The sequence below is a fragment of the Neisseria polysaccharea genome (genome assembly GCF_963392925.1).
GTDB classification, from domain to species: Bacteria; Pseudomonadota; Gammaproteobacteria; order Burkholderiales; family Neisseriaceae; genus Neisseria; species Neisseria polysaccharea.
This window is the reverse complement of record NZ_CAUJNZ010000006.1, coordinates 96,076-115,963: the sequence shown is the minus strand read 5'-3', so window position 1 is coordinate 115,963 and position 19,888 is coordinate 96,076. Positions and strand designations below refer to the sequence as shown.

Genomic DNA, 19,888 nt, shown 5'->3' with positions numbered 1-19,888 from the left:
CGGTATGGTAGTTGGCTTTTACATAACAAAACAATTGTTACGGTTGACATAATAAAGAAATCGGGGGGGGTAGCTTTACAGACCGTGTTTAACTTATTCTTGCTAATTATTATATATTTTAACAATTTAGAGGCGTTCAGATAAAAAATGCCGTCTGAAACACGGAAATCAGGTTTCAGACGGCATTTTGCCTTGAAAAGGCTGTTCAAATCAGCGGTGGTAGTTCGGTGCTTCTTTGGTAATTTGAACGTCGTGAACGTGGGATTCGCTCATACCGGCGGAGGTAATTTCTACAAATTCCGCTTTCTCGTGCATTTCAGCAATATTGGCGCAACCCAAATACCCCATGCTGGAGCGCAGGCCTCCGGTCAGCTGGTGGATGATGTTCACGATCGGGCCTTTGTAAGGTACGCGGCCTTCGATGCCTTCGGGAACATATTTGTCTGCGCTGTCGGTTTTGTCTTGGAAGTAGCGGTCGGCAGAACCTTGGCTCATCGCGCCCAAGGAACCCATACCGCGATAGGATTTGTACGAGCGGCCTTGATAGAGTTCGATTTCGCCCGGTGCTTCTTCCGTACCGGCAAACATACCGCCGAGCATGACGCTGTATGCGCCGGCAGCAAGTGCTTTGGCGATGTCGCCGGAGAAGCGGATGCCGCCGTCGGCAATCAGCGGAACGCCCGTGCCTTTGAGGGCTTCGGCAACGTTGTGGATGGCGGTCAGTTGCGGCACGCCCACGCCTGCCACGATACGGGTGGTGCAAATCGATCCCGGGCCGATACCGACTTTGACGGCATCCGCGCCGGCGGCGACCAAATCCAAAGCGGCTTTGGCAGTGGCGATATTGCCGCCGATGACTTGGATGTGCGGATAAGTTTCTTTGACCCAACGCACGCGATCGATTACGCCTTGGCTGTGTCCGTGTGCGGTATCGACGACAATTACGTCCGCGCCTGCTTCGACCAAGGCTTTGACGCGTTCTTCGGTATCGCCGCCGGTGCCGACTGCCGCACCGACGCGCAGACGGCCTTCGGAATCTTTGTTGGCATTGGGAAATTCGGTGGTTTTTAAAATATCTTTAACGGTAATCAAGCCTTTAAGCTCGTCTTTTTCGTTCAAGACTAAAACGCGCTCGACTTTATGCGTGTGCATTAGTTCGCGCGCTTCGTCTATGCTTGTGCCTTCGGGGACGGTAACCAAGCGTTCGCGCGGGGTCATAATGGCGGAAACGGGCAAATTGACGCGGTTTTCAAAACGCAGGTCGCGGTTGGTTACGATGCCGACCACTTTGCCGTTTTCAACGACAGGCAGGCCGGACATTTTGCGTTTGCGCTGCGCGCGCATTTCCAAGACTTCGCGGATGAGCGTTGTCGGCGCAACGGTTACAGGGTCTTTGACCACGCCGCTTTCGTGGCGTTTTACTTTGGAAACGGCGCGCGCCTGCATTTCGGGCGGCATGTTTTTATGGATGATGCCGATGCCGCCTTCCTGTGCCATCGAAATGGCGAGGCGCGCCTCGGTAACGGTGTCCATCGCGGCGGAAAGCAGGGGGAGGTTGAGCGTGATTTCGCGGGTGAGCTTGGTTTGAAGTTTAACGTCTCGCGGCAGCACGGTCGAATGTGCGGGAACCAACAAAACATCGTCGAAAGTATAGGCTTTTTCTACGATACGCATAATGCTCGGTCTTTCAGTTTGTGCAAGATGCAGGGCATTATAGCACGTTACCGGCGGCTTGACAGTTTATCAGGTTTAATTTTGGTCCCCTTTGAATAGCCCGGTTTTCCTTTGCCGACCACTGTTGCTCCCGTTCTTTCAATTTCAGGAAAAGCTTTTTTCTAATTTTTGGTAAGTGGCTCAGTTATTGAAGCCCTATATCGGGCGGTAACTTCCAGTACAAAAAAACGGGGTAGTTCTTTATTTATTTTTTCCTTTAATTTTCAGTATATTATCTTAATATTTCGAGGGTAACATATCTGCTAATCTAGTTACAGCCCCATATATTATAGATTCAATTGAAAAATAACAGATTCAACTGTACCTTTCTTATACCTGATTTCTTTAAAGTTTTTCCCATTGTCAAAACTATAAAAAAGTCTCTCTTCCTCACCAGAATATCCCATTTCTAATACTAAACAATCTATTTCACAATTACCCCCTCCACTCATATATGTAGTATCAATAGAAAATATATTGCATAATTCCAGAGAATTATATTTATCTATATCAAATAGTTGCTCTCCAAAATCTAAACCATTGTTTCCACCTGCATAATACTTCTCTTCAAAGGATGACTTCAAACTATTAAAAACTGTATTTAGCGTAAAATATCCATATGGGCATATCTTAGGATATATATTCTCTCCTATTATTATCTGAATTTTTCCATAAATAAAACCATTACATTCAGAGTTTTCTTCCCATAAAATCCCAAATTTTCTTGTTGAGTCCATAATAATATTCATATAAATCCTTATATTAATAAATTATTTACAATATCCCCCGCTTTCAGACGGCATACGGCGTGGCGGCGGAATGCCGTCTGAAGGCGGGCGTTATGATAATTGTTCCAGCAGCGTCTGCTTCAATGAGGACTGGATTTTTGGGTTTTTCAGGTCTAGGCTAAAAACGGTAAAACTGTCTTCGGCGCGTTCATCCAGTGTGGAGATTTTGGCATAGCGCAGGCTGACGTTGTGGGCGAAAAAGACTTCCGCCATATCGGCGAGCAGGAAGGGGCGGTTGACAGCGGTGATTTCGACGGAGTACCAGTCGGGGTAGTCTTCTTCGGGGGTAATGGTGATGCTTGGCGCGATCGGCATGTAGCGGCTGCGGCGGCTGATGCGGCGGCTGTGGCTGGAGATTTCGGCAACGGTGTGTCCGTGGATAAAGCTGTTGAGTTCGGCTTCGAGCGCGCTTTGGATGTCGGGGTAGTCTTCGGGAGCGTGCTGCGAGGGGATTTGCACGATGAAGGTGTCGAGGATGTAGTCGTGTTCGGTGATAAAGGCGCGGGCGGCGAGAATGTCGAAACCGTGGCGACTGAAGATACGGCAGAGGCGGGCGAACAGGCGCGGGCCGTTGGGCATAAAGACCATGACTTGAAAGCTGTTGCTTTTGGGCAGGATGCGGCTGCGGACGATTGGGGTTTCAAAATCGTGTACGAGGTTGGCGGCGTGCCACAGGATTTCGCGGGACTGGTGGCGGGCGAAGTAGGCGGAACCGAGCGCGTTCCATAGTTTTTTCTGCTGTTTTTCGGGGACGGCGGCGCGAGTGAGCAATTCGGCGGCTTCCTGCCGGCGGCGGCCGAAGAGGGCATGCGGGTTGCCGCCGTTGCCTGCGAGGCAGCGTCCGGCGGCGTGGAACAGGCTTTCCAGCAGGCTGGCGCGCCAGGCGTTCCACAGTTTGGGATTCGTGCCGCGTATGTCGGAAATGGTCAGGAGGTAGAGTGCGCTGAGGCGTTCGTGGGTTTGCACGCGTTTGCAGAAGGCATCGAGTACGTCGGGGTCTTGGATGTCTTCTTTTTGGGCGACGGCAGACATAAGGAGGTGGTTTTCGACCAGCCAGGCGAGCAGGTCGCTTTCTTCTCCGGTCAGGAAGTGGTCGGCGGCAAATTGGCGCGCGTCTGCGATGCCTTGTATGGCGTGGTCGCCGCCGCGTCCTTTGGCGATGTCGTGGAAGAAGGCGGCGAGATAGAGGATGTCTTGTTTTTCAAAGGACTGCATCAGCGCAGAGGCGTAGGGCAGCTCGTGGCTGTGCATATCCAAGGCAAGGCGGCGGACGTTGCGGACGACGGCGAGGATGTGGTCGTCCACAGGATAGATGTGGAACAAGTCGTGTTGGAGCAGTCCGACGATTTTTTCCCACGCGGGCAGGTAGCGTCCCAATACGCCGTAGAGGTTGAGAAAGCGCAGGGTTTGGGTCAGTCCGTTGCCGTTGCGGAAAAAACCGGCGAAGCGGCGGCGGTTTTCGGGATTTTGGTAAAAGCTGCGGTTGATTTTGCGCGTCGCGCCCCACCAGGCGCGCAGGGTTTGCGGTTCGAGCGCGGTAATGTCGTTGCGCTGCTGCATGATTTCGACGACTTTGAAAATGTGTTCGGGCCGCCTCAAAAAAATATCGGTGTGCCGCGCGGCGATTTGGTTGTTGACTTGGATATAGTCGTCGTCAATCCGCAGGGTAACGCGCATCGGCGCGGAGGAAACGCGGCTTTGCAGCATGGGCGTGAGGATGCCGCTCAGTTGTTTGACGGTTTTGACCGCACGGTAAAACACGCGCATCAGTTCTTCGCTTTGACGGCGGCGGTTTTCATCTTGATAACCCATACTTTCGGCGACTTGCGGCTGCAAATCGAACAGCAGGCGGTCTTCGGCGCGCTTGGCGTTTAAATGCAGACGGATGCGGATGTGGGCGAGGCGGCGGTAGCCGTGCGAAAGCATACCGGCTTCGGCACGCGTCAAAATCCGCTGTTTGAGCAGGTCGGGCAGGTTGGCCGCTAAGCCTTGCGCCTTCGCTATCCAAAGCAGGGTGTGGATGTCGCGCAGACCGCCCGGGCAGCTTTTGATGTTCGGTTCCAATACCGCCCCCGAGCCTTGCGATTTGGCGTGGCGGTGTTCCATCTCCACCAGTTTCGCTTCGACAAACGCCGGCACATTGCGCTGCGCGTTCATTTTTTCCGCCAGTTCGTCCGCCGTTTGGCGGTTGCCGAACAAAAAACGGGCCTCTAAAAACGCCGTGTCCCCCGTAATATCGTCGCGCACGCTTTCGCACAGTTCGTCAATGCCGCCGCTTTTTACAGACGGCATCAGTTTGCAGTCCCACAGGGTTTGGACAAACCGGGCAATCTGTTCCTGAATGCCGTCTGAAAGCGGATTGGGTGAAACCACTGCCAAATCCACATCCGAACAGGGATACAGTTCGCCACGCCCGAAGCCGCCCACCGCCATCAGGCATAACGCGCTGTTTTGAAAATGTTCTACCCACAATGCTGCCAGTAAGGTTTCGACTGCCGCCGTGTATTCTCTGAAAAATACCGACACGCGGTTGGTTTTCAAATAATGCGCTTCGGCGGCATCGCGCTGCTGTTTGAAGGTTTCCAGTGCTGAAGACAGGTTTGCAGGCATTTTTATTCTTTCGATTGGCGGGAAAAAGGGAAGCGGATGGTTTGGCGGTCAAATACCGCTTTCAGACGGCATTTGTCGGGTATCGGCGGAATTGGTCATCAGGTTCAACCGTTCCTGCGGCGGCAGCAGCAACTGATACGCCGCTACGCCTAAAGCCGCCGCCATTTTTTCGATATTCGACAGGGCGATGTTCCAGCGTTTGCGCTCGACTGCCGACACATAAGTCCTGTCCAAACCGCATTGCCGCGCCAATTCTTCTTGCGACCAACCCTTGTTCACGCGGAAAAGCCGCATATTGTATGCCAATACCGCCCGCAAATTCTGTTCGTCAGGCAGTTCGGCAGGCGGAGTTAATTTGTTGCCCATCATTTGCTTCCGGATAAATGGTTAAAGTTAAGCATTTGCTGTTACGGATTTTACTTCACGTTAAGACTGAAAAAAAGGGGTGGCGGCAGCCACACCCAAACACACACACATCAAGAGGAAAGAGATAAAATCAGACAGATTGGGAAACAGCAAACAAGCAATCTGAATTTCATATCGGTATTATCAAACAAAAACCGTTATCGAGTATTGATTCAAATCAATTTAGACTTTATTCGCAAACCGGCAAAGAAAAACGGCATATCCGTTTATACGGATATGCCGTCTGATGGTGCAGAGAACTGCTGTATTTGGCAGTGGTTTGTGTTTTAGTCCTCTTGCGCCGCTGTTTGCAGGTAGTTGGGCAGACCGATTTTGCCGATAAGCTCTTGCTGGGTTTCCAGCCAGTCTATATGTTCTTCGTTGGTATCTTTTTGTTTTTCCAATAAATCACGGCTGACGTAATCCTGTTGCGCTTCTGCTGTGGCGATGGCGGCAAGCAGGGCTTCGTGTTTTTCCTGTTCTTTGGTCAAATCGCAGGCAATGATTTCTTCGGTGGACTCGCCAATCAACAGCTTGCCCAGTTCTTGGAGGTTCGGCAGGCCTTCGAGGAAGAGGATGCGCTCGATCAACTCGTCGGCAGCTTTCATTTCAACGATGGACTGTTTGAAGAAATGTTCGCCCAGTTCTTCAAAGCCCCAGTTTTTCAAAATACGGGCGTGAAGGAAATATTGGTTGATGGTTATCAGCAGCAAGCCTAAGTTTTTGTTCAGCTCGCGGATAACTAAACGGTCGCCTTTCATACGGACTCCTTTTATTCCGAATACGGATTACAGTTGGCTTTGGTAGTAGTTGCCTTCGCCAATCAGCTCGATCAGGCGCAGCTGCTGTTCCAACCAGTGTGCGTGGTCTTCTTCGGTATCTTTCAGTTGGGCAACCATCAGGTCGCGCGTAACATAGTCTTGAGCCTCTTCGCACAGTTTGATGCCTTTTTTCAACGCATCACGTACTTCATATTCGGTTTGCAGGTCGGCTTTGAGGCAGGAAACCACGTCCGTGCCGATATTCAGTTCGGCGCGCGCCATTTTCGGCGTACCGCCCAGCATCAGGATGCGGCGGATAAAGTCTTCGGCGTGTGTGGTTTCTTCTTCCATCTCGTGATTGAGACGTTCAAAAAGTTTGGTGTAGCCCCATTCGGAGTAGAGGCGGGAGTGGATGAAGTATTGGTCGCGCGCCGCCAGCTCGCCGGACAGCAATTCGTTCATATAATCTAAAACTGCTTGATTGCCTTGCATAATATTTCTCTTTTCTTAATTTGGGTTTCGTGTGGTTAAACAGTGGATGTAGCACTGTTCGGGATGCGTGCATTGTATGCAAAAGCTGTTGGCATGACAAATTTTCTATTTAAAATACAAACAATTATCAAAAGAGATAGGGTGGATTTGCTGATGCTTTCCAAATCAATGCTCTGTTTCTTATCGGTTTTTTTTGCTGCTAAAACTAAGAATCCATCTCATCCATAAAGAACATTTACACTTATTAACCATAGCAAAAAACAAATAGAGCACGGTTTTTTATCAAAATTTATAATGAATCGTTCTCATTAACTGACAGATTCTTTTGAGATTATCGGATTCGGAGAATAAATCATGCCGTCTGAAGGGCTTTCAGACGGCATAGGCGGCTAACGCGGGTGCGGCTTGCGCCAAACGGCGCGGCAGGCGTAGGGAATCGTTTTTTACTTTGGCGCGGTGTTCCGAGTTTAATGATGCCCGCAACCGCCGTGGCTTTCGCGTAAGGCTTCGGCAGCCTGTTCGTCGGCATGGTAACTTGAACGTACCATCGCACCGATGGCGGCATTGGTAAAGCCCAGTTCGTATGCTTCTTTTTCAAAGATTTTGAACTGCTCGGGCGTAACGTAGCGCAAGACAGGCAAGTGGCCGTCTGAAGGCTGGAGGTACTGTCCGATGGTAATCATCTCGATATTGTGCGCCCGCATATCGCGCATAATTTCGCGCACGTCTTCGTCTGTTTCGCCCAAGCCGACCATGATGCCGGATTTTGTGGGAATATGCGGCATCATTTCTTTATAACGTTTTAATAAGTCTAAAGAATGTTGATAATTGGCACCAGGACGGGCTTTTTTGTACAGGCTGGGATGGGTTTCCAAGTTGTGGTTCATCACGTCGGGCGGGGTTTCGGCAAGGATTTTCAGTGCGATGTCCAGACGGCCGCGGAAGTCGGGGACGAGGATTTCGATTTTGGTGTTCGGGCTGGTTTCGCGGATGGCTTTGATGCAGTCGGCGAAGTGTTGGGCGCCGCCGTCGCGCAAGTCGTCACGGTCAACCGAGGTGATGACGACGTAACGCAGGTTCATGGCTTTAACGGATTCTGCGAGGTTTTTCGGTTCGTCAGGGTCGAGCATATTGGGGCGGCCGTGTCCCACGTCGCAGAACGGGCAGCGGCGGGTGCAGATGTCGCCCATAATCATGAAGGTCGCTGTGCCTTTGCTGAAGCATTCGCCGATGTTGGGGCAGGAGGCTTCCTCGCAAACGGTGTGCATTTTTTGTTCGCGCAAAATGTCTTTGATTTCAAAGAATTTGCGCGATGGGAGTTTGGCGCGTATCCATTCGGGCTTTTTCAGTTTTTCCTGAAGGGGGACGACTTTGATGGGGATGCGGGCGGTTTTGTCCGCGCCTTTGAGTTTGATGCCGCGTTTGGGGTCGTCGGTTTTGATTTCACTCATTGTTATCTGCTTTCGGTGTGAGTTGTGTTTTAAGATGTGTGGTCAGCTTGGCGGCGACTTCGTCCAGCGTGGGGCAGGGGTGGACGAGGTCGGCAATTTGCGTCATTTCCATACCGGCATAACCGCAGGGGTTGATATGGGTAAACGGCGAGAGGTCCATATTGACGTTGAGCGCAAGGCCGTGATAAACGGAGCCGTTTTTGATACGCAGCCCCAGCGAGGCGATTTTGCGTTCTCCGACATAAACGCCGGGGCGTTTCGGATCAGCCGCCGCTTCAATGCCGTATTCCGCCAATGTGGCGATAATGCTGTTTTCAAGCTCGGAAACGATGTTTCTAACACTGGTTTTGCGCCGTTTGAAATCAATCATCGTATAAACGACCAATTGCCCGGGCCCGTGATAGGTAATCTGCCCGCCCCGGTCAATCTGGATAACGGGGATGTCGTCCCTAATCAGCAGGTGCTCGGGTTTTCCCGCCAGCCCTTGTGTGAACACGGGGGGATGCTCGACAACCCAGAGTTCGTCTTCGGTGTCGGCATTACGTCCGGCATTAAAGGTTTTCATTGCCTCAAAAATCGGCAGATATTCAACCAAACCTTTATGTATGATTTTCATCTCAAAGTACCACTTTGACCAGTTCGTGCGAAGTCAGCGCGCGGTAGATATTGTCAAGTTGTTCTTGGTTTTCAACCTTTACTTGTACGGTGGCGCCGGTATAGTTGCCTTTGCTGCTCGGACGCGTGGTGATGTGGTGCGCCTGCGTGTCGGGGGCGTGGAGGCGGACGGTTTCTAAAACCGCTTGCTCGAACTCGGGATGAACCGCCCCCATTACTTTTAATGGGAAGGTGCAGGGAAATTCAATGAGGGATTTTTTGTTTTCTTGTTCGGTCATGATGTGCTGCCTTGTTGTGTACGGTATGCCGTCTGAACAGGGGTTTTGTTTATCAGACTGCATCAGATAATGCAGTATTTTAGCCCAAACCGTGATAACAGGCTATCGAAACGGCACGGGCTTTATCTGCGATATAACCCATTCTGCTATAATAATGATGAAAATGGTTTCCGGACGGGTCGTTATGTATCAGAAAAAAAAGCAGAGTATCAAACCCTGGGTTGGTGCGGTGGTGTTCCTTGCGGTCTTGATATGGCTGGCTTTCGCACTTGGCGATACACTGGCTCCCTTTGCGGTTGCGGCAGTGTTGGCGTATGTGTTGGATCCTTTGGTTGAATGGTTGCAGAAAAAAGGTTTCAACCGTGCCGTTGCTTCAATGACTGTAATGGTTTTTGCCTTGCTGCTGCTTGCGGCGCTGCTTTTGATTATTGTCCCTATGCTGGTCGGACAGTTCAACAGCATGGTATCCCGTTTGCCCCAACTTGCAGGTTTTATGCAAAATACGCTGTTGCCGCTGTTGAAAGACACTGTGGGCAATTATGTGGAAATCGATCAGGCATCCGTTATCGCATGGCTTCAGGCGCATACGGGTGAGCTGAGCAACACGCTTAAGGCGTGGTTTCCCGTTTTGATGAGGCAGAGCAGCAATATCGTCAGCAGTATCGGCAATTTGATGCTGCTGCCGTTGCTGCTTTACTATTTTCTGCTGGATTGGCAGCGGTGGTCGTGCGGCATAAGTAAACTGGTTCCGAGGCGTTTTGCCGATACTTATACCCGTATCACAGGTAATTTGAACGAGGTATTGGGCGAATTTTTACGCGGTCAGCTCCTAGTAATGCTGATTATGGGCTTGGTTTACGGTTTGGGATTGATGCTAGTCGGGCTGGATTCGGGATTTGCCATCGGTATGGTTGCCGGTATTTTGGTGTTTGTCCCTTATCTCGGTGCGTTTACGGGATTACTGCTTGCCACCGTTGCCGCCTTGCTCCAATTTGCTTCGTGGAACGGCATCTTGGCTGTCTGGGCGGTTTTTGCCGTCGGTCAGTTTCTCGAAAGTTTTTTCATTACGCCGAAAATCGTGGGAGACCGTATCGGCCTGTCGCCGTTTTGGGTTATCTTTTCCCTGATGGCATTTGGACAACTGATGGGCTTTGTCGGAATGTTGGCAGGATTGCCTTTGGCTGCCGTAACATTGGTATTGCTGCGTGAGGGTGTGCAGAAATATTTTGCCAGCAATTTTTATCTGAACAGGTAAGGCATTGACGAAGTATAAAGTTTCCGAAGGGGATGTTTTGTTTTATCCGAAAATGCAGTATGGATACCTGCAGTCCACGTCCGTTATCAAATAAGGGTACGGGGATAAATATATTTTTGAGTTTGGATTTGATAAAAATGCCGTCTGAACCTTTCCGACAAAGTTCAGACGGCATTTTTCATACCTATTGATTGGGATATTTATTGGGAAGTTTTACCCTTGTCGAGGATTTTCATACCGGCAGAAATCAGGCTGCCGATGTCGGCAACATTGGCGGGCATAATCAGCGTATTACTTTCTTTGGCAAGATTGTTGAACGCGGCGACGTATTGTTCCGCAATCTTCAGATTGACCGCATCCGCGCCGCCTTGGGTTTGAAGGGCGGCGGCAATTTGACGGATGGCTTCGGCATTGGCTTCGGCAACAAGGCGCAAGGATTCCGCTTCACCTTTGGCACGGTTGATGCGGGCGATTTTCTCGGCATTTGACGCATTGACCGCAGCCTGAGCCTCGCCTTCGGATTGTTGGATTTCGGCTTCGCGCTGACCACTGGCAAGGTTGATTTGTTCGATTTTACGGCCTTCGGATTCGGCGATACGGGCGCGTTTTTCGCGTTCGGCAGTAATTTGCGCCTGCATTGCGCGGAGGATTTCTTGCGGCGGGACCAAGTCTTTAATTTCATAACGCAAAACCTTCACACCCCAAGCCCCGGCCGCCTCGTCCAAAGCCGCAACAACAGTGCTGTTGATTTCGTCGCGTTCTTCAAACGTTTTGTCCAACTCCATACGCCCGATAACGGAACGCAGCGTCGTTTGGGCAAGCTGGGTAATCGCCATAATGTAGTTGCTCGAACCGTATGAGGCGAGTTTGGGATCGGTTACTTGGAAATAGATGATGCCGTCAACCGTAAGCTGGGTGTTGTCGCGCGTGATGCAGACCTGGCTGGGGACATCCAAGGGAATTTCTTTCAGCGAATGACGGTAGGCGACGCGGTCGATAAAGGGAATCAAAATATTCAAACCGGCCGTCAGGGCGCGATGGAAACGCCCGAGCCTTTCGACAACGTGGACTTCCTGCTGTGGGATGACGACAAAGGATTTGAAGCCGAAAACGGCAACGGCTGCCAACAAGATAATGAAAAATTCCATAATTCCTCCGAGTGTTAAGGGTTTGCGATGATAAGAAGGTTGCCTTCCTTGCGGACGATGAGGGCGCGCGTTCCCGGTTCAAACACATCCTGCCCCGTATTTTGCGCCTGCCAGTGCGTACCGCGATAAAAAACTTCGTAACGGTTGCCGCCTGCGTGCCGGAGAATTTCGGCATATTGCCCGGCATCCAAATCCTGATATGAATCCGTTTCAACTTTTCCCACGGCGGTTTTGGCGTGTACGAACCAAATGCCCAGCGCGGAAAGCAAGGCAGCGGCCAAGGTGGCTGCAGGCGTGCTGCCGGTCAGTCCGTAGATAATGCCCGAACCCGCCAAAGCCGCGCTGACAACCAGAAGATAAACCGTTCCCGTCAATAATTCGATGATTAAGACGGCAACAGCAGCAACAAACCATACAGTCATACATTTTCCCCACAAAGCGCGTCGTTTGACAAAATAACGCAATATCAGCAGTATAGCCGAATTTGAAAGGATAGGGCAGATATGGACACTTGGCACGATGCACTGGGCAACGAAAAACGGCAACCGTATTTTCAGAAAATTTTAAATGCAGTCAGGCAGGAACGTTTGTCGGGACAAATCATCTATCCGCCGTCGGCAGATGTGTTCAACGCATTCCGGCTGACAGCGTTCGACCGGGTCAAAGTCGTCATTCTCGGACAAGATCCGTATCACGGGGCAGGGCAGGCGCACGGTTTGGCATTTTCCGTCCGGCAGGGTGTCCGCATACCGCCGTCTTTACTCAATATCTACAAAGAATTGGAAACCGACATCAACGGTTTTTCCATTCCCGATCACGGCTGCCTGACGGCTTGGGCGGAGCAGGGCGTATTGCTTCTGAACACGGTTTTGACGGTGCGTGCAGGACAGGCGCATTCGCACGCCCTTTTAGGCTGGGAACGCTTTACCGATACCGTCATCAGGCAGCTTGCGATACACCGCAAGCACCTTGTCTTCATGTTGTGGGGTGGGTATGCACAACAAAAAGGAAGGCTGATAGACAGTCAAAATCATTTGATACTGACCGCACCGCATCCGTCCCCTCTGTCGGCATATCGCGGTTTTTTCGGCTGCCGCCATTTTTCACAGGCAAACAGCTATTTGAGTCAACACGGTATCGAACCGATAAACTGGAAGCTATGAATGCCGTCTGAATGCCAAGTTGCTTAAACCGCACTTATGGAACCAGTCAATCTGTTGAGTGGAAGATTGTTTGGCTAATTCTTTAAACCTTGCAAGAAACGGTGTAAAACCAATAACGTTGCTCAAGTGTTTTGGACTGACTAACGCGAGCTATCTGCCAAATACTTTCCGCCAGGCGTTCGGATTGATTTTAAACTTGGCTTTGAACTGCAAACGTAGGTTTGCCGCGCTGCCGAAGCCGCTTTGTTCGGCGATGCGTTCTATCGGCAAATCCGTATTTTCCAATAAATCCTGTACCTGCCATAGCCGCTCTGTTGTCAGCCACTCACTGAAATTCATGCCTGTAGCTTGAGAAAAATGGCGGATAAAGGTTCGGCGGGAAACGGCTAATTTTTTTGCCAAATCGTCCAAGCGGTACGGGGTCGCAAGGTTTTGGCGCAGTTCGTCCAATAAGTGATTGATTTTGTCATCGGCGGTACGACGTTCGACAGGTCGGTGGATAAACTGTGCCTGCCCACCTTCGCGGTGTGGTGCCGCAACCAAGGTACGGGCAAGGTCGTTGGCAACGGTTGCACCGTGGATTTTGCGGATGAGGTAAAGGCAGCAATCCAGCCCGCCCGCCGCACCTGCCGATGTTAAAAAGTTGCCGTCTTCCGCATATAGGCGGTTGGTATCCAGATGAATTTTAGGGAAACGGCGGACAAAGTCGTCTTCGGCAAGCCAGTGGGTGGCGGCGGTTCTGCCGTCTAAAAGTCCTGTGTAGGCAAGGGCGTAAGTGCCGTAACATAGGGCGGTGATATGTGCACCACGTTGTACTGCTTTCTGTAAATGTGCGCTCAACTCAGGTGTCGGGACTTCTTCAATATTGCGCCAGCCTGCGATGACGATGATGTCGGCTTCTTCCATCAAATCCAAGCCGCCGTGTACGGGAATGCTTGCGCCCAGTGCCGTGATGACGTCTTTGCTGTCATCGGAACAGATTTTCAAGTCAAAGAGCGGATTGTCCCGATAGGTCGTCTGAAAAACAGAAAAGGGAATGTTGAAGACAAAATCATTCATACCCGATTGAGCATATAGCACGATTTTTGGGACAGCTTGATTTTGGCGAAACTCGTTACGCTCGTTTTCAGACGACATTTTGTCACTATCCTTACGTTTATTGGCAATATTGCCTATTTTAGCCGATGCACCTGCTGCTTAAAATACGCTCCATGATTTTTTAAGGAGCAACATCATGAAATCCAAGCAATTTATTCTTGCCACTGTTTTGGGCGCGACAGCCTTTTCCGCTTGGGCAGACGATTCATACCAACATATCCGTAACGCTACCGCCAAGGTCGAATATGCGGGGCAGACGTTTTTGATTGACCCGTTTTTCGCCCCCAAGCATTCCATGAACGGCTTTGCCGGTACGTTCAATAACCAAGCCAAAATGCCGCTGGTCGGGCTGCCGATGAGCGTGAATAAAATTTTGGACGGTGTGGATGCAGTTATCGTTACCCATACTCACGAAGACCATTGGGACGAAACCGCCGCACGTTCTATTCCGAAAAACCTGCCCGTATATGTGCAGCACCAAGCCGACGCGGCAAAAATCCGCAGCCAAGGTTTTACTGATGTACGCGTGTTGAACGGTAGCACTGTCTTCAACGGCGTAACTATCAGCAAAACCGGCGGCGTACATGGTACAGAAGCCATGTATGCCAATCCTCAGCTAGCCGAAATCTTAGGTGATGCAATGGGTGTGGTATTCCAAAGCAGCGGACACAAAACCGCTTATATTATGGGTGATACTGTGTGGACGGCAGATGTAAACAAAGCATTGAACCGCTACAAACCCGATTATCTGATTATGAACACGGGCTACGCGCTGATTTCAGGCATTTCAGACGGCATTATTATGGGGACGGCTGATGTATTAAAAGCCAGCCAAGTCATGCCTAAAGCCAAAATCATCACCGTACACATGGATACCGTGAATCATACCGCCGTCAGCCGCGCCGACATGCGTAAATTTATACGCGGTCAAGGCATTGAAAGCCGTGTGAACGTTCCGGAAGACGGAGAAATCCTGAAACTGGATTGATAAACGACACATTACCCTAAGCAGCCTGCACCTTGTTTTTTTAAGTGCAGGCTGCTTTCAGACGACCTCAAAAGCAGCCTGCACTTTAAAATTCCGAGTTGCGCCATCTGCCCTCACTTCGCGCCTGCAATCATCTCTTGCTGTCGCGCCACAATTTTTGCCGCCATTTCCAAAAACAACTTTTGTTCGCCTGCCGACAAATCCGACAAAGCCGTTTGGTTGAGGGCTTTGGCAATTTCCGTGGACTGCTGTTGCAAGGCACGAGCTTGCTCCGTCAGCATAATCAGGCGGCTGCGCGCATCGTCGGGATTCGGTTCGCGCGTAATCAGGCCGTCGCGCTCCATTCGCGCCAACGTGTTGGCAATCGTTGCCTGCTTCAAATCAGCGCGTTCCACCAATTCCTGTTGGCTCAAACCGTCTTTCTGCCACAGTTCCAGCAATATCGGAAATTGCGCGGGGGCGATGCCCAAAGGCTTTAAACCTTCGCCCAATAAAATGGCAAATTGGCGGGCAATGTGGTTCATCAAATAGCCTGCCGATTTAGTTTTGAAAACCTCGTCCACTTTGTTTCCTTTCAAATCAAATTGTTGCGGATTATATCACAAATATAGCTTGCTATCTTAATACATAGCACGCTATGCTTATTACAACTTAATAGCTTGCTATCTAAATACTTTCAGACGACCTATCTTAAATGTTCAAGAACGCTTATGAACTGCAATACTTTAAAGAAGGTTTTCCTATCTGCAAGCCATACCGAAATCCGACTAACCCTTTATTCAAGAGAAAGCATCATGAAACCCGACACTTTGCAAAGCTACGGCTCAACAACCCGCTTCCTGCATTGGACAATGGCAGCTTGCTACCTGTTTATGTTCGCTACCGCCATTGCGTGGAATATCGACGAAAACCTGAAATTTCTAATCAATCCGCACAAAGCAGTCGGAATCCTGCTGCTGATATTGTCTGTTTGGCGCGTAGGGTGGGGAATCCGCCAACGTAAAAACCGCCCCGCCAACACCGCCGTCACCAAATTGGGGCATTGGGCGATGTATGCCCTGATGCTCGCTGTTCCCGCCGCAGGCATTGCCCGTAAAATCGGCAATGGCGGAGAAATTCACGGCACGCTGGCATTTTCATTGCTGTTTTTGTCGCTGGGACACATTGGAATGGTTGCCTACCACCACATCAAAGGCGAATCCGTGCTGCCTCGAATGCTCGGAAAATCTTAATATCCTATACAAACAAGGAGCTACTGATATGAATACTCGTAAAAAAACCATCATCGCCGCTGTTACTGCTGCTGTTTTCCTTTGCCTTGCAGGCTGCACCGCCAAAGCGGAACAATGGCGCGCACAACGCGAAGCCATGCATAACAGCGTTGTACTCATCAACACTTTTGAAGTGCCGCAGGGCAAAGAGGCCGAAACTTTGGCTGCTTGGCAGAAATCACGCGATTTCCTGAAAACCCAGCCGGGCTACATCGGCACACGTCTGCATCAAAATATTGACCCGAACGGCAAATACCATTTCGTCAATGTTGCCCGTTGGCGCAGTGCGGAAGAATTTAAAGCCGCTACCGCCCAAATGCGCCAAGCCCTGCCGGACAACATGCCGGAAGGCGTAACTGCTAGCCCGGATTTGTTTAAAGTGATTGAAAGTGATATGCAGCGGGGCTTCGGCAGACGCGGCGGCAAGTGAGGCGAGTAAGCGGCGGAACCGCGCGCCGAAATAAAAAGCAGCCTACACTTTGAAAAACAAGGTGCAGGCTGCTTTTGGGCTTTCAGACGGCCTGAAACCGTGTGCGTAACCATGCCTGTTCTGTAACACCTTTAAGCCGCACTGCATTTGCTGAAAATTCAAGTACCTAGTATTAAGGCAAGGCAGGTAGTTTGTTGCAAGGTAAAAAACAAATTAATCCATTATAAATTTAACATAATCTATATTATGCGAACTATCGGAAACAGTTATACGTGTCCCTGTGGACTATCCAAGTAGGAAAATTAAAGTATGGGCAATGCGGCTGAATGTATAGCCCAGCGCATCCGCATATTAACGGGTGCAAATAGTAAATCGCCCAACTTATCCCAAAAATTCTCCTGCTTTTTCATCATTTCTTCTGTCAAATCCTTGGAACGGTCGATTTGAAAACACGGCCTTACATACGTCCCAATTCTCTTTGCAGTGCTTGGATGTTTTGCTGCCTGTCCAATACATTGCTTTGTAATGCATTTATTTCTTGGTGGTTGATGTTGCCGCCTTTTGCCAAACGTGCTTGCGATAACATTTTTTGGGCTTCGGTTAGGGCTTTGCGTTCATTGCTTAATTCTGCTTCGAGAATGGAGCGTCTGCTGTTGTTTACAGGTGCTTGTTGAGGCGGCGGTGTATTGGATTTTGCCGGCTTGGATACTGTTTTGACCGGGGCTTTATATTTGACAGCCTGTCCGCCGTTTGACGGTGATGGTGCCGGTTCGGGAGTTTGGGGTGGGATATAGCGTTCGCTGCTGTAGTTGCCGATTGGGGGCAAATCGGTTGAGTGGCAGCTTTTAGACGGCTTGGTGGTGTAAACGGTTTCTCCGTTGATTGTGCAGGTATAGATTTTGGCCGCATTCGCACCCAATGGGCTTGAAATCAGGGAAAGGTTGATTAGGATTAAGGGGAGTTTTGATTTCATAATGTGTTTGATACTCGGATAATAATTTGATTTTTGGGGGATTTTTTGTAAGGTTTTCTTGGCGTTTTATGGACTTTTCTTTTCGGTTGTTTGTTTTTGATTTTCCTTCGGGGCTTTGGCAGCCTGTCTGTTCTTTTTCCCGGCAGGTTTTTTGTTTTTCTTTTTGTTTCCTGTGTGTATTTTGGCTTCTTGACTAAGTTTTTTAATTTTCAGACGATATTCGCCTCCCTGGTGGCTGCTGATTTTAGGTAAATCCGCATCGGCACACGATCCTGACGGGTCTGATGTATATACGCTTTTGCCATTTGAGTTGCAATGGTATATGGAGGCTTGCGCCGCCGCGCCGGAAAGGGACAGGAGAACCAAGGCGGCAAAAAGTCTGATGTTCATACCGGTAAAGTAAAAAGGCGGTGGTAACGTCCGAATTATACCGTTATTGGCAGGCAAAGATAAGCACCCTGCCCGCGCTTCTTTATCGCTCGGCAAACTGTTTCTCGATTTCAGTTTCAATCCGTTCCAATTCTTCTTGGCAAGCCAGCCAAACCTCTTCGATTTGGGCAAGCTGTGTTTTGACTTTTGCCAGCTCGGATAAGGTGTCCTGCAATTTTTCTTTGTTTTCCTCAAAGTAAGCTTCTTCTTGTGCTAAAAATGCTTCACATGCCGTCTGAACGTCGGAAAGCTGCGCCATTTCTTTTTCGGCACGGTCGATTTTCTGCTGTATCGGCTTACTGCGTCGGGCTTTTTCTTGACGGATTTGTGCTTCGATACGCTTGGTATCCTTGCGGTTTTGGCTTTGAGCGGATGCTGCGGGCGCGACGGCGGCGTTTTCCTGTGCCAAACGCCATTGCCGGTAGTCGTTCAAATCGCCGTCGAAGTTCTTCAGACGGCCTTTATCGATCAGGAGGAAGCTGTCGGTCGTGGCTTCAAGCAGGCTGCGGTCGTGGGACACGACGATTAAGGCACCTTGGAAACTTTGCAGCGCAAGCGTCAAGGCATGGCGCATATCCAAGTCCAAATGGTTGGTCGGCTCGTCAAGCAGCAGCAGATTCGGCTTTTGCCAGATAATCATAGCAAGGGCGAGGCGGGCTTTTTCTCCACCCGAAAACGGCTCGGTTTTCTGCAACGCCATGTCGCCGACAAAGTTGAAGCTGCCGAGGAAATTCCGGATTTCTTGTTCGCGTACTTCGGGAGAAAGCTGCTGAATATGCCAAACAGGGTTTTGGTCGGCGCGGATGGTGTCGAGTTGGTGTTGGGCAAAATAGCCGATATTGAGTTTTTCGGAACGGACGATGCTGCCGGAAAGCAAATCGATTTTGCCCGCCAAGGCTTTGATAAATGTAGATTTACCGCTGCCGTTGACACCCAACAGCCCGTAGCGTGCTCCGCTTTCCAGCGACAGGGTAATGTCATGCAGAACGGTTTTACCTTCATAACCCAAATCAGCGTGCTCCAGCTTCAGTAAGGGATTGGGCAGATGCTCGGGATTGTAAAACTCGAAGGAAAACTCGCTGTCCAGATGCGCGGGCGCAACGCGTTCTAGCTTTGCCAAAGCCTTCATGCGGCTTTGCGCTTGAACGGCTTTGGTGGCTTTGGCTTTGAAACGGTCAATAAAGGATTGCAGATGTTTGATTTGCGCCTGCTGTTTGACATAGGCGGCTTGTTGTTGCGCCAAATGTTGCGCGCGTTCGTTTTGGTAAAAATCGTAATTGCCGCCGTATTGCGTGAGCTTTTGCTGCGACAATTCAATGGTTTGGGTAGTTGCCGCATTGAGGAAATCACGGTCGTGGGAAATGATGATTTGCGTGCAGGGTAAAGAGGCAAGGTGGTTTTCCAACCACAAAACGGTTTCCAAATCCAAGTGGTTGGTCGGCTCGTCAAGCAAGAGCAAATCGGCGCGGCAAATCAGGGCTTGTGCAAGATTCAGGCGCATACGCCAGCCGCCGGAAAAGGATTTGACGGGACGGCTGTGCTCTTCTTGCGAAAAACCCAGCCCGTTCAACAATTTTGCCGCACGGGCCGGCTCGGTATAAGCGTCGATTTCTTCCAATTTGGCATGATATTCCGCCTGCTTCATGCCGTCATTTTGCGCTTCCGCCTGCCTCAATGCCGTCTGAAAAGCCTGCAACTCGGCATCACCCTGCAAAACGTAGTCCAACGCGGAGATGTCCAAGTCGGGCGTTTCTTGGGAAACGGAAGCAATCCGCCAATTTTTCGGAATCGAGATATCGCCGCCGTCTTGAGTGATTTCACCCTTGATTAAGGCAAACAGGCTGGATTTTCCCGTACCGTTTTTACCGATCAAACCGACGCGCTGACCGGGATTGACGGTAGCGTTGGCTTTGTCGAGCAGGATTTTCAAACCGCGTTGCAGGGTGAGGTTTTTGATTTCAATCATGACGGAAATATTATTGGACGGAAAAGAGCCGTATTTTACCTGAAAGAAAGTGCT

Annotated in this window: 21 protein-coding genes; 5 read left to right on the top strand and 16 right to left on the bottom strand. The window is 50.2% G+C overall.

Going from position 1 to position 19,888, the window contains the following annotated elements; translation table 11 throughout:
- Positions 1-210: 210 nt before the first annotated feature.
- The 9 genes from guaB to RDY34_RS05355 form a co-directional block, all read right to left on the bottom strand.
- The gene (gene guaB, locus RDY34_RS05400) at positions 211-1,674 is read right to left on the bottom strand and encodes an IMP dehydrogenase (protein ID WP_308074662.1); all 1,464 of its coding nucleotides are present in this window, start codon (positions 1,672-1,674) and stop codon (positions 211-213) included.
- A 326-nt stretch (positions 1,675-2,000) separates the two neighbouring features.
- A complete protein-coding gene (locus RDY34_RS05390) occupies positions 2,001-2,462 on the bottom strand; it encodes an Imm42 family immunity protein (protein ID WP_002242648.1) in 462 nt (153 codons plus the stop codon).
- Between the two features lie 90 nt (positions 2,463-2,552).
- Positions 2,553-5,111 (bottom strand): [protein-PII] uridylyltransferase, encoded by a 2,559-nt coding sequence (gene glnD, locus RDY34_RS05385; protein ID WP_308075255.1) that lies wholly within the window; start codon positions 5,109-5,111, stop codon positions 2,553-2,555.
- A 48-nt stretch (positions 5,112-5,159) separates the two neighbouring features.
- Positions 5,160-5,480 (bottom strand): helix-turn-helix domain-containing protein, encoded by a 321-nt coding sequence (locus RDY34_RS05380; protein WP_308074660.1) that lies wholly within the window; start codon positions 5,478-5,480, stop codon positions 5,160-5,162.
- Positions 5,481-5,803: 323 nt separating this feature from the next.
- Positions 5,804-6,277, bottom strand: coding sequence for a bacterioferritin (gene bfr / locus RDY34_RS05375; RefSeq protein ID WP_308074659.1), 474 nt, complete (start codon positions 6,275-6,277; stop codon positions 5,804-5,806).
- 27 nt (positions 6,278-6,304) lie between these two features.
- Entirely contained in the window at positions 6,305-6,769 is a 465-nt protein-coding gene (gene bfr, locus RDY34_RS05370) for a bacterioferritin (protein ID WP_002219259.1), read from the bottom strand.
- Positions 6,770-7,236: 467 nt separating this feature from the next.
- Entirely contained in the window at positions 7,237-8,220 is a 984-nt protein-coding gene (gene lipA / locus RDY34_RS05365; protein ID WP_003752416.1) for a lipoyl synthase, read from the bottom strand.
- A complete protein-coding gene (gene lipB / locus RDY34_RS05360) occupies positions 8,213-8,836 on the bottom strand; it encodes a lipoyl(octanoyl) transferase LipB (RefSeq protein ID WP_308074658.1) in 624 nt (207 codons plus the stop codon). Before lipB ends, lipA begins: the two co-directional genes overlap by 8 nt.
- 1 nt (position 8,837) lies before the next feature.
- Entirely contained in the window at positions 8,838-9,113 is a 276-nt protein-coding gene (locus tag RDY34_RS05355; protein WP_196428065.1) for an HP0495 family protein, read from the bottom strand.
- Between the two features lie 184 nt (positions 9,114-9,297).
- Here RDY34_RS05355 and RDY34_RS05350 point away from each other — a divergent pair, with 184 nt between their 5' ends.
- Positions 9,298-10,368: an AI-2E family transporter gene (locus RDY34_RS05350; protein WP_308074657.1), complete on the top strand. Its 1,071-nt coding sequence runs from the start codon at positions 9,298-9,300 to the stop codon at positions 10,366-10,368.
- A 200-nt stretch (positions 10,369-10,568) separates the two neighbouring features.
- Here RDY34_RS05350 and RDY34_RS05345 read toward each other — a convergent pair whose 3' ends face one another.
- Complete coding sequence (locus tag RDY34_RS05345) at positions 10,569-11,516, bottom strand: SPFH domain-containing protein (protein WP_115177828.1); 948 nt, start codon at positions 11,514-11,516, stop codon at positions 10,569-10,571.
- A gap of 14 nt (positions 11,517-11,530) precedes the next feature.
- A complete protein-coding gene (locus tag RDY34_RS05340; protein ID WP_308073557.1) occupies positions 11,531-11,938 on the bottom strand; it encodes an NfeD family protein in 408 nt (135 codons plus the stop codon).
- 81 nt (positions 11,939-12,019) lie between these two features.
- Here RDY34_RS05340 and ung point away from each other — a divergent pair, with 81 nt between their 5' ends.
- Positions 12,020-12,679, top strand: coding sequence for a uracil-DNA glycosylase (ung, locus tag RDY34_RS05335; protein ID WP_308073558.1), 660 nt, complete (start codon positions 12,020-12,022; stop codon positions 12,677-12,679).
- Between the two features lie 150 nt (positions 12,680-12,829).
- On the opposite strand, the gene RDY34_RS05330 is transcribed toward ung, so the two are convergent.
- Positions 12,830-13,816, bottom strand: coding sequence for a GlxA family transcriptional regulator (locus RDY34_RS05330; RefSeq protein WP_308073559.1), 987 nt, complete (start codon positions 13,814-13,816; stop codon positions 12,830-12,832).
- A gap of 97 nt (positions 13,817-13,913) precedes the next feature.
- Here RDY34_RS05330 and RDY34_RS05325 point away from each other — a divergent pair, with 97 nt between their 5' ends.
- On the top strand, positions 13,914-14,765 hold the full coding sequence (locus tag RDY34_RS05325; protein WP_308073561.1) for an MBL fold metallo-hydrolase: 852 nt from the start codon (positions 13,914-13,916) through the stop codon (positions 14,763-14,765).
- Between the two features lie 113 nt (positions 14,766-14,878).
- On the opposite strand, the gene RDY34_RS05320 is transcribed toward RDY34_RS05325, so the two are convergent.
- Complete coding sequence (locus RDY34_RS05320) at positions 14,879-15,343, bottom strand: MarR family winged helix-turn-helix transcriptional regulator (protein ID WP_003752402.1); 465 nt, start codon at positions 15,341-15,343, stop codon at positions 14,879-14,881.
- 216 nt (positions 15,344-15,559) lie between these two features.
- On the opposite strand from RDY34_RS05320, the gene RDY34_RS05315 reads away from it, so the two are divergent.
- Positions 15,560-15,997, top strand: a complete 438-nt coding sequence (locus RDY34_RS05315; RefSeq protein ID WP_042742399.1) for a cytochrome b — start codon at positions 15,560-15,562, stop codon at positions 15,995-15,997.
- Between the two features lie 28 nt (positions 15,998-16,025).
- The gene (locus RDY34_RS05310) at positions 16,026-16,466 is read left to right on the top strand and encodes an antibiotic biosynthesis monooxygenase family protein (RefSeq protein WP_003752398.1); all 441 of its coding nucleotides are present in this window, start codon (positions 16,026-16,028) and stop codon (positions 16,464-16,466) included.
- 457 nt (positions 16,467-16,923) lie between these two features.
- Here the strand turns inward: RDY34_RS05310 and RDY34_RS05305 are convergent, their stop codons facing one another.
- The 3 genes from RDY34_RS05305 to RDY34_RS05295 all read right to left on the bottom strand — a co-directional run bounded on the left by RDY34_RS05305 (position 16,924) and on the right by RDY34_RS05295 (position 19,834).
- Complete coding sequence (locus tag RDY34_RS05305) at positions 16,924-17,439, bottom strand: hypothetical protein (RefSeq protein ID WP_003752396.1); 516 nt, start codon at positions 17,437-17,439, stop codon at positions 16,924-16,926.
- Between the two features lie 66 nt (positions 17,440-17,505).
- Complete coding sequence (locus RDY34_RS05300; protein ID WP_304677794.1) at positions 17,506-17,949, bottom strand: DUF4124 domain-containing protein; 444 nt, start codon at positions 17,947-17,949, stop codon at positions 17,506-17,508.
- On the bottom strand, positions 17,912-19,834 hold the full coding sequence (locus RDY34_RS05295; protein ID WP_308073562.1) for an ATP-binding cassette domain-containing protein: 1,923 nt from the start codon (positions 19,832-19,834) through the stop codon (positions 17,912-17,914). Before RDY34_RS05295 ends, RDY34_RS05300 begins: the two co-directional genes overlap by 38 nt.
- Between the last annotated feature and the right edge of the window lie 54 nt (positions 19,835-19,888).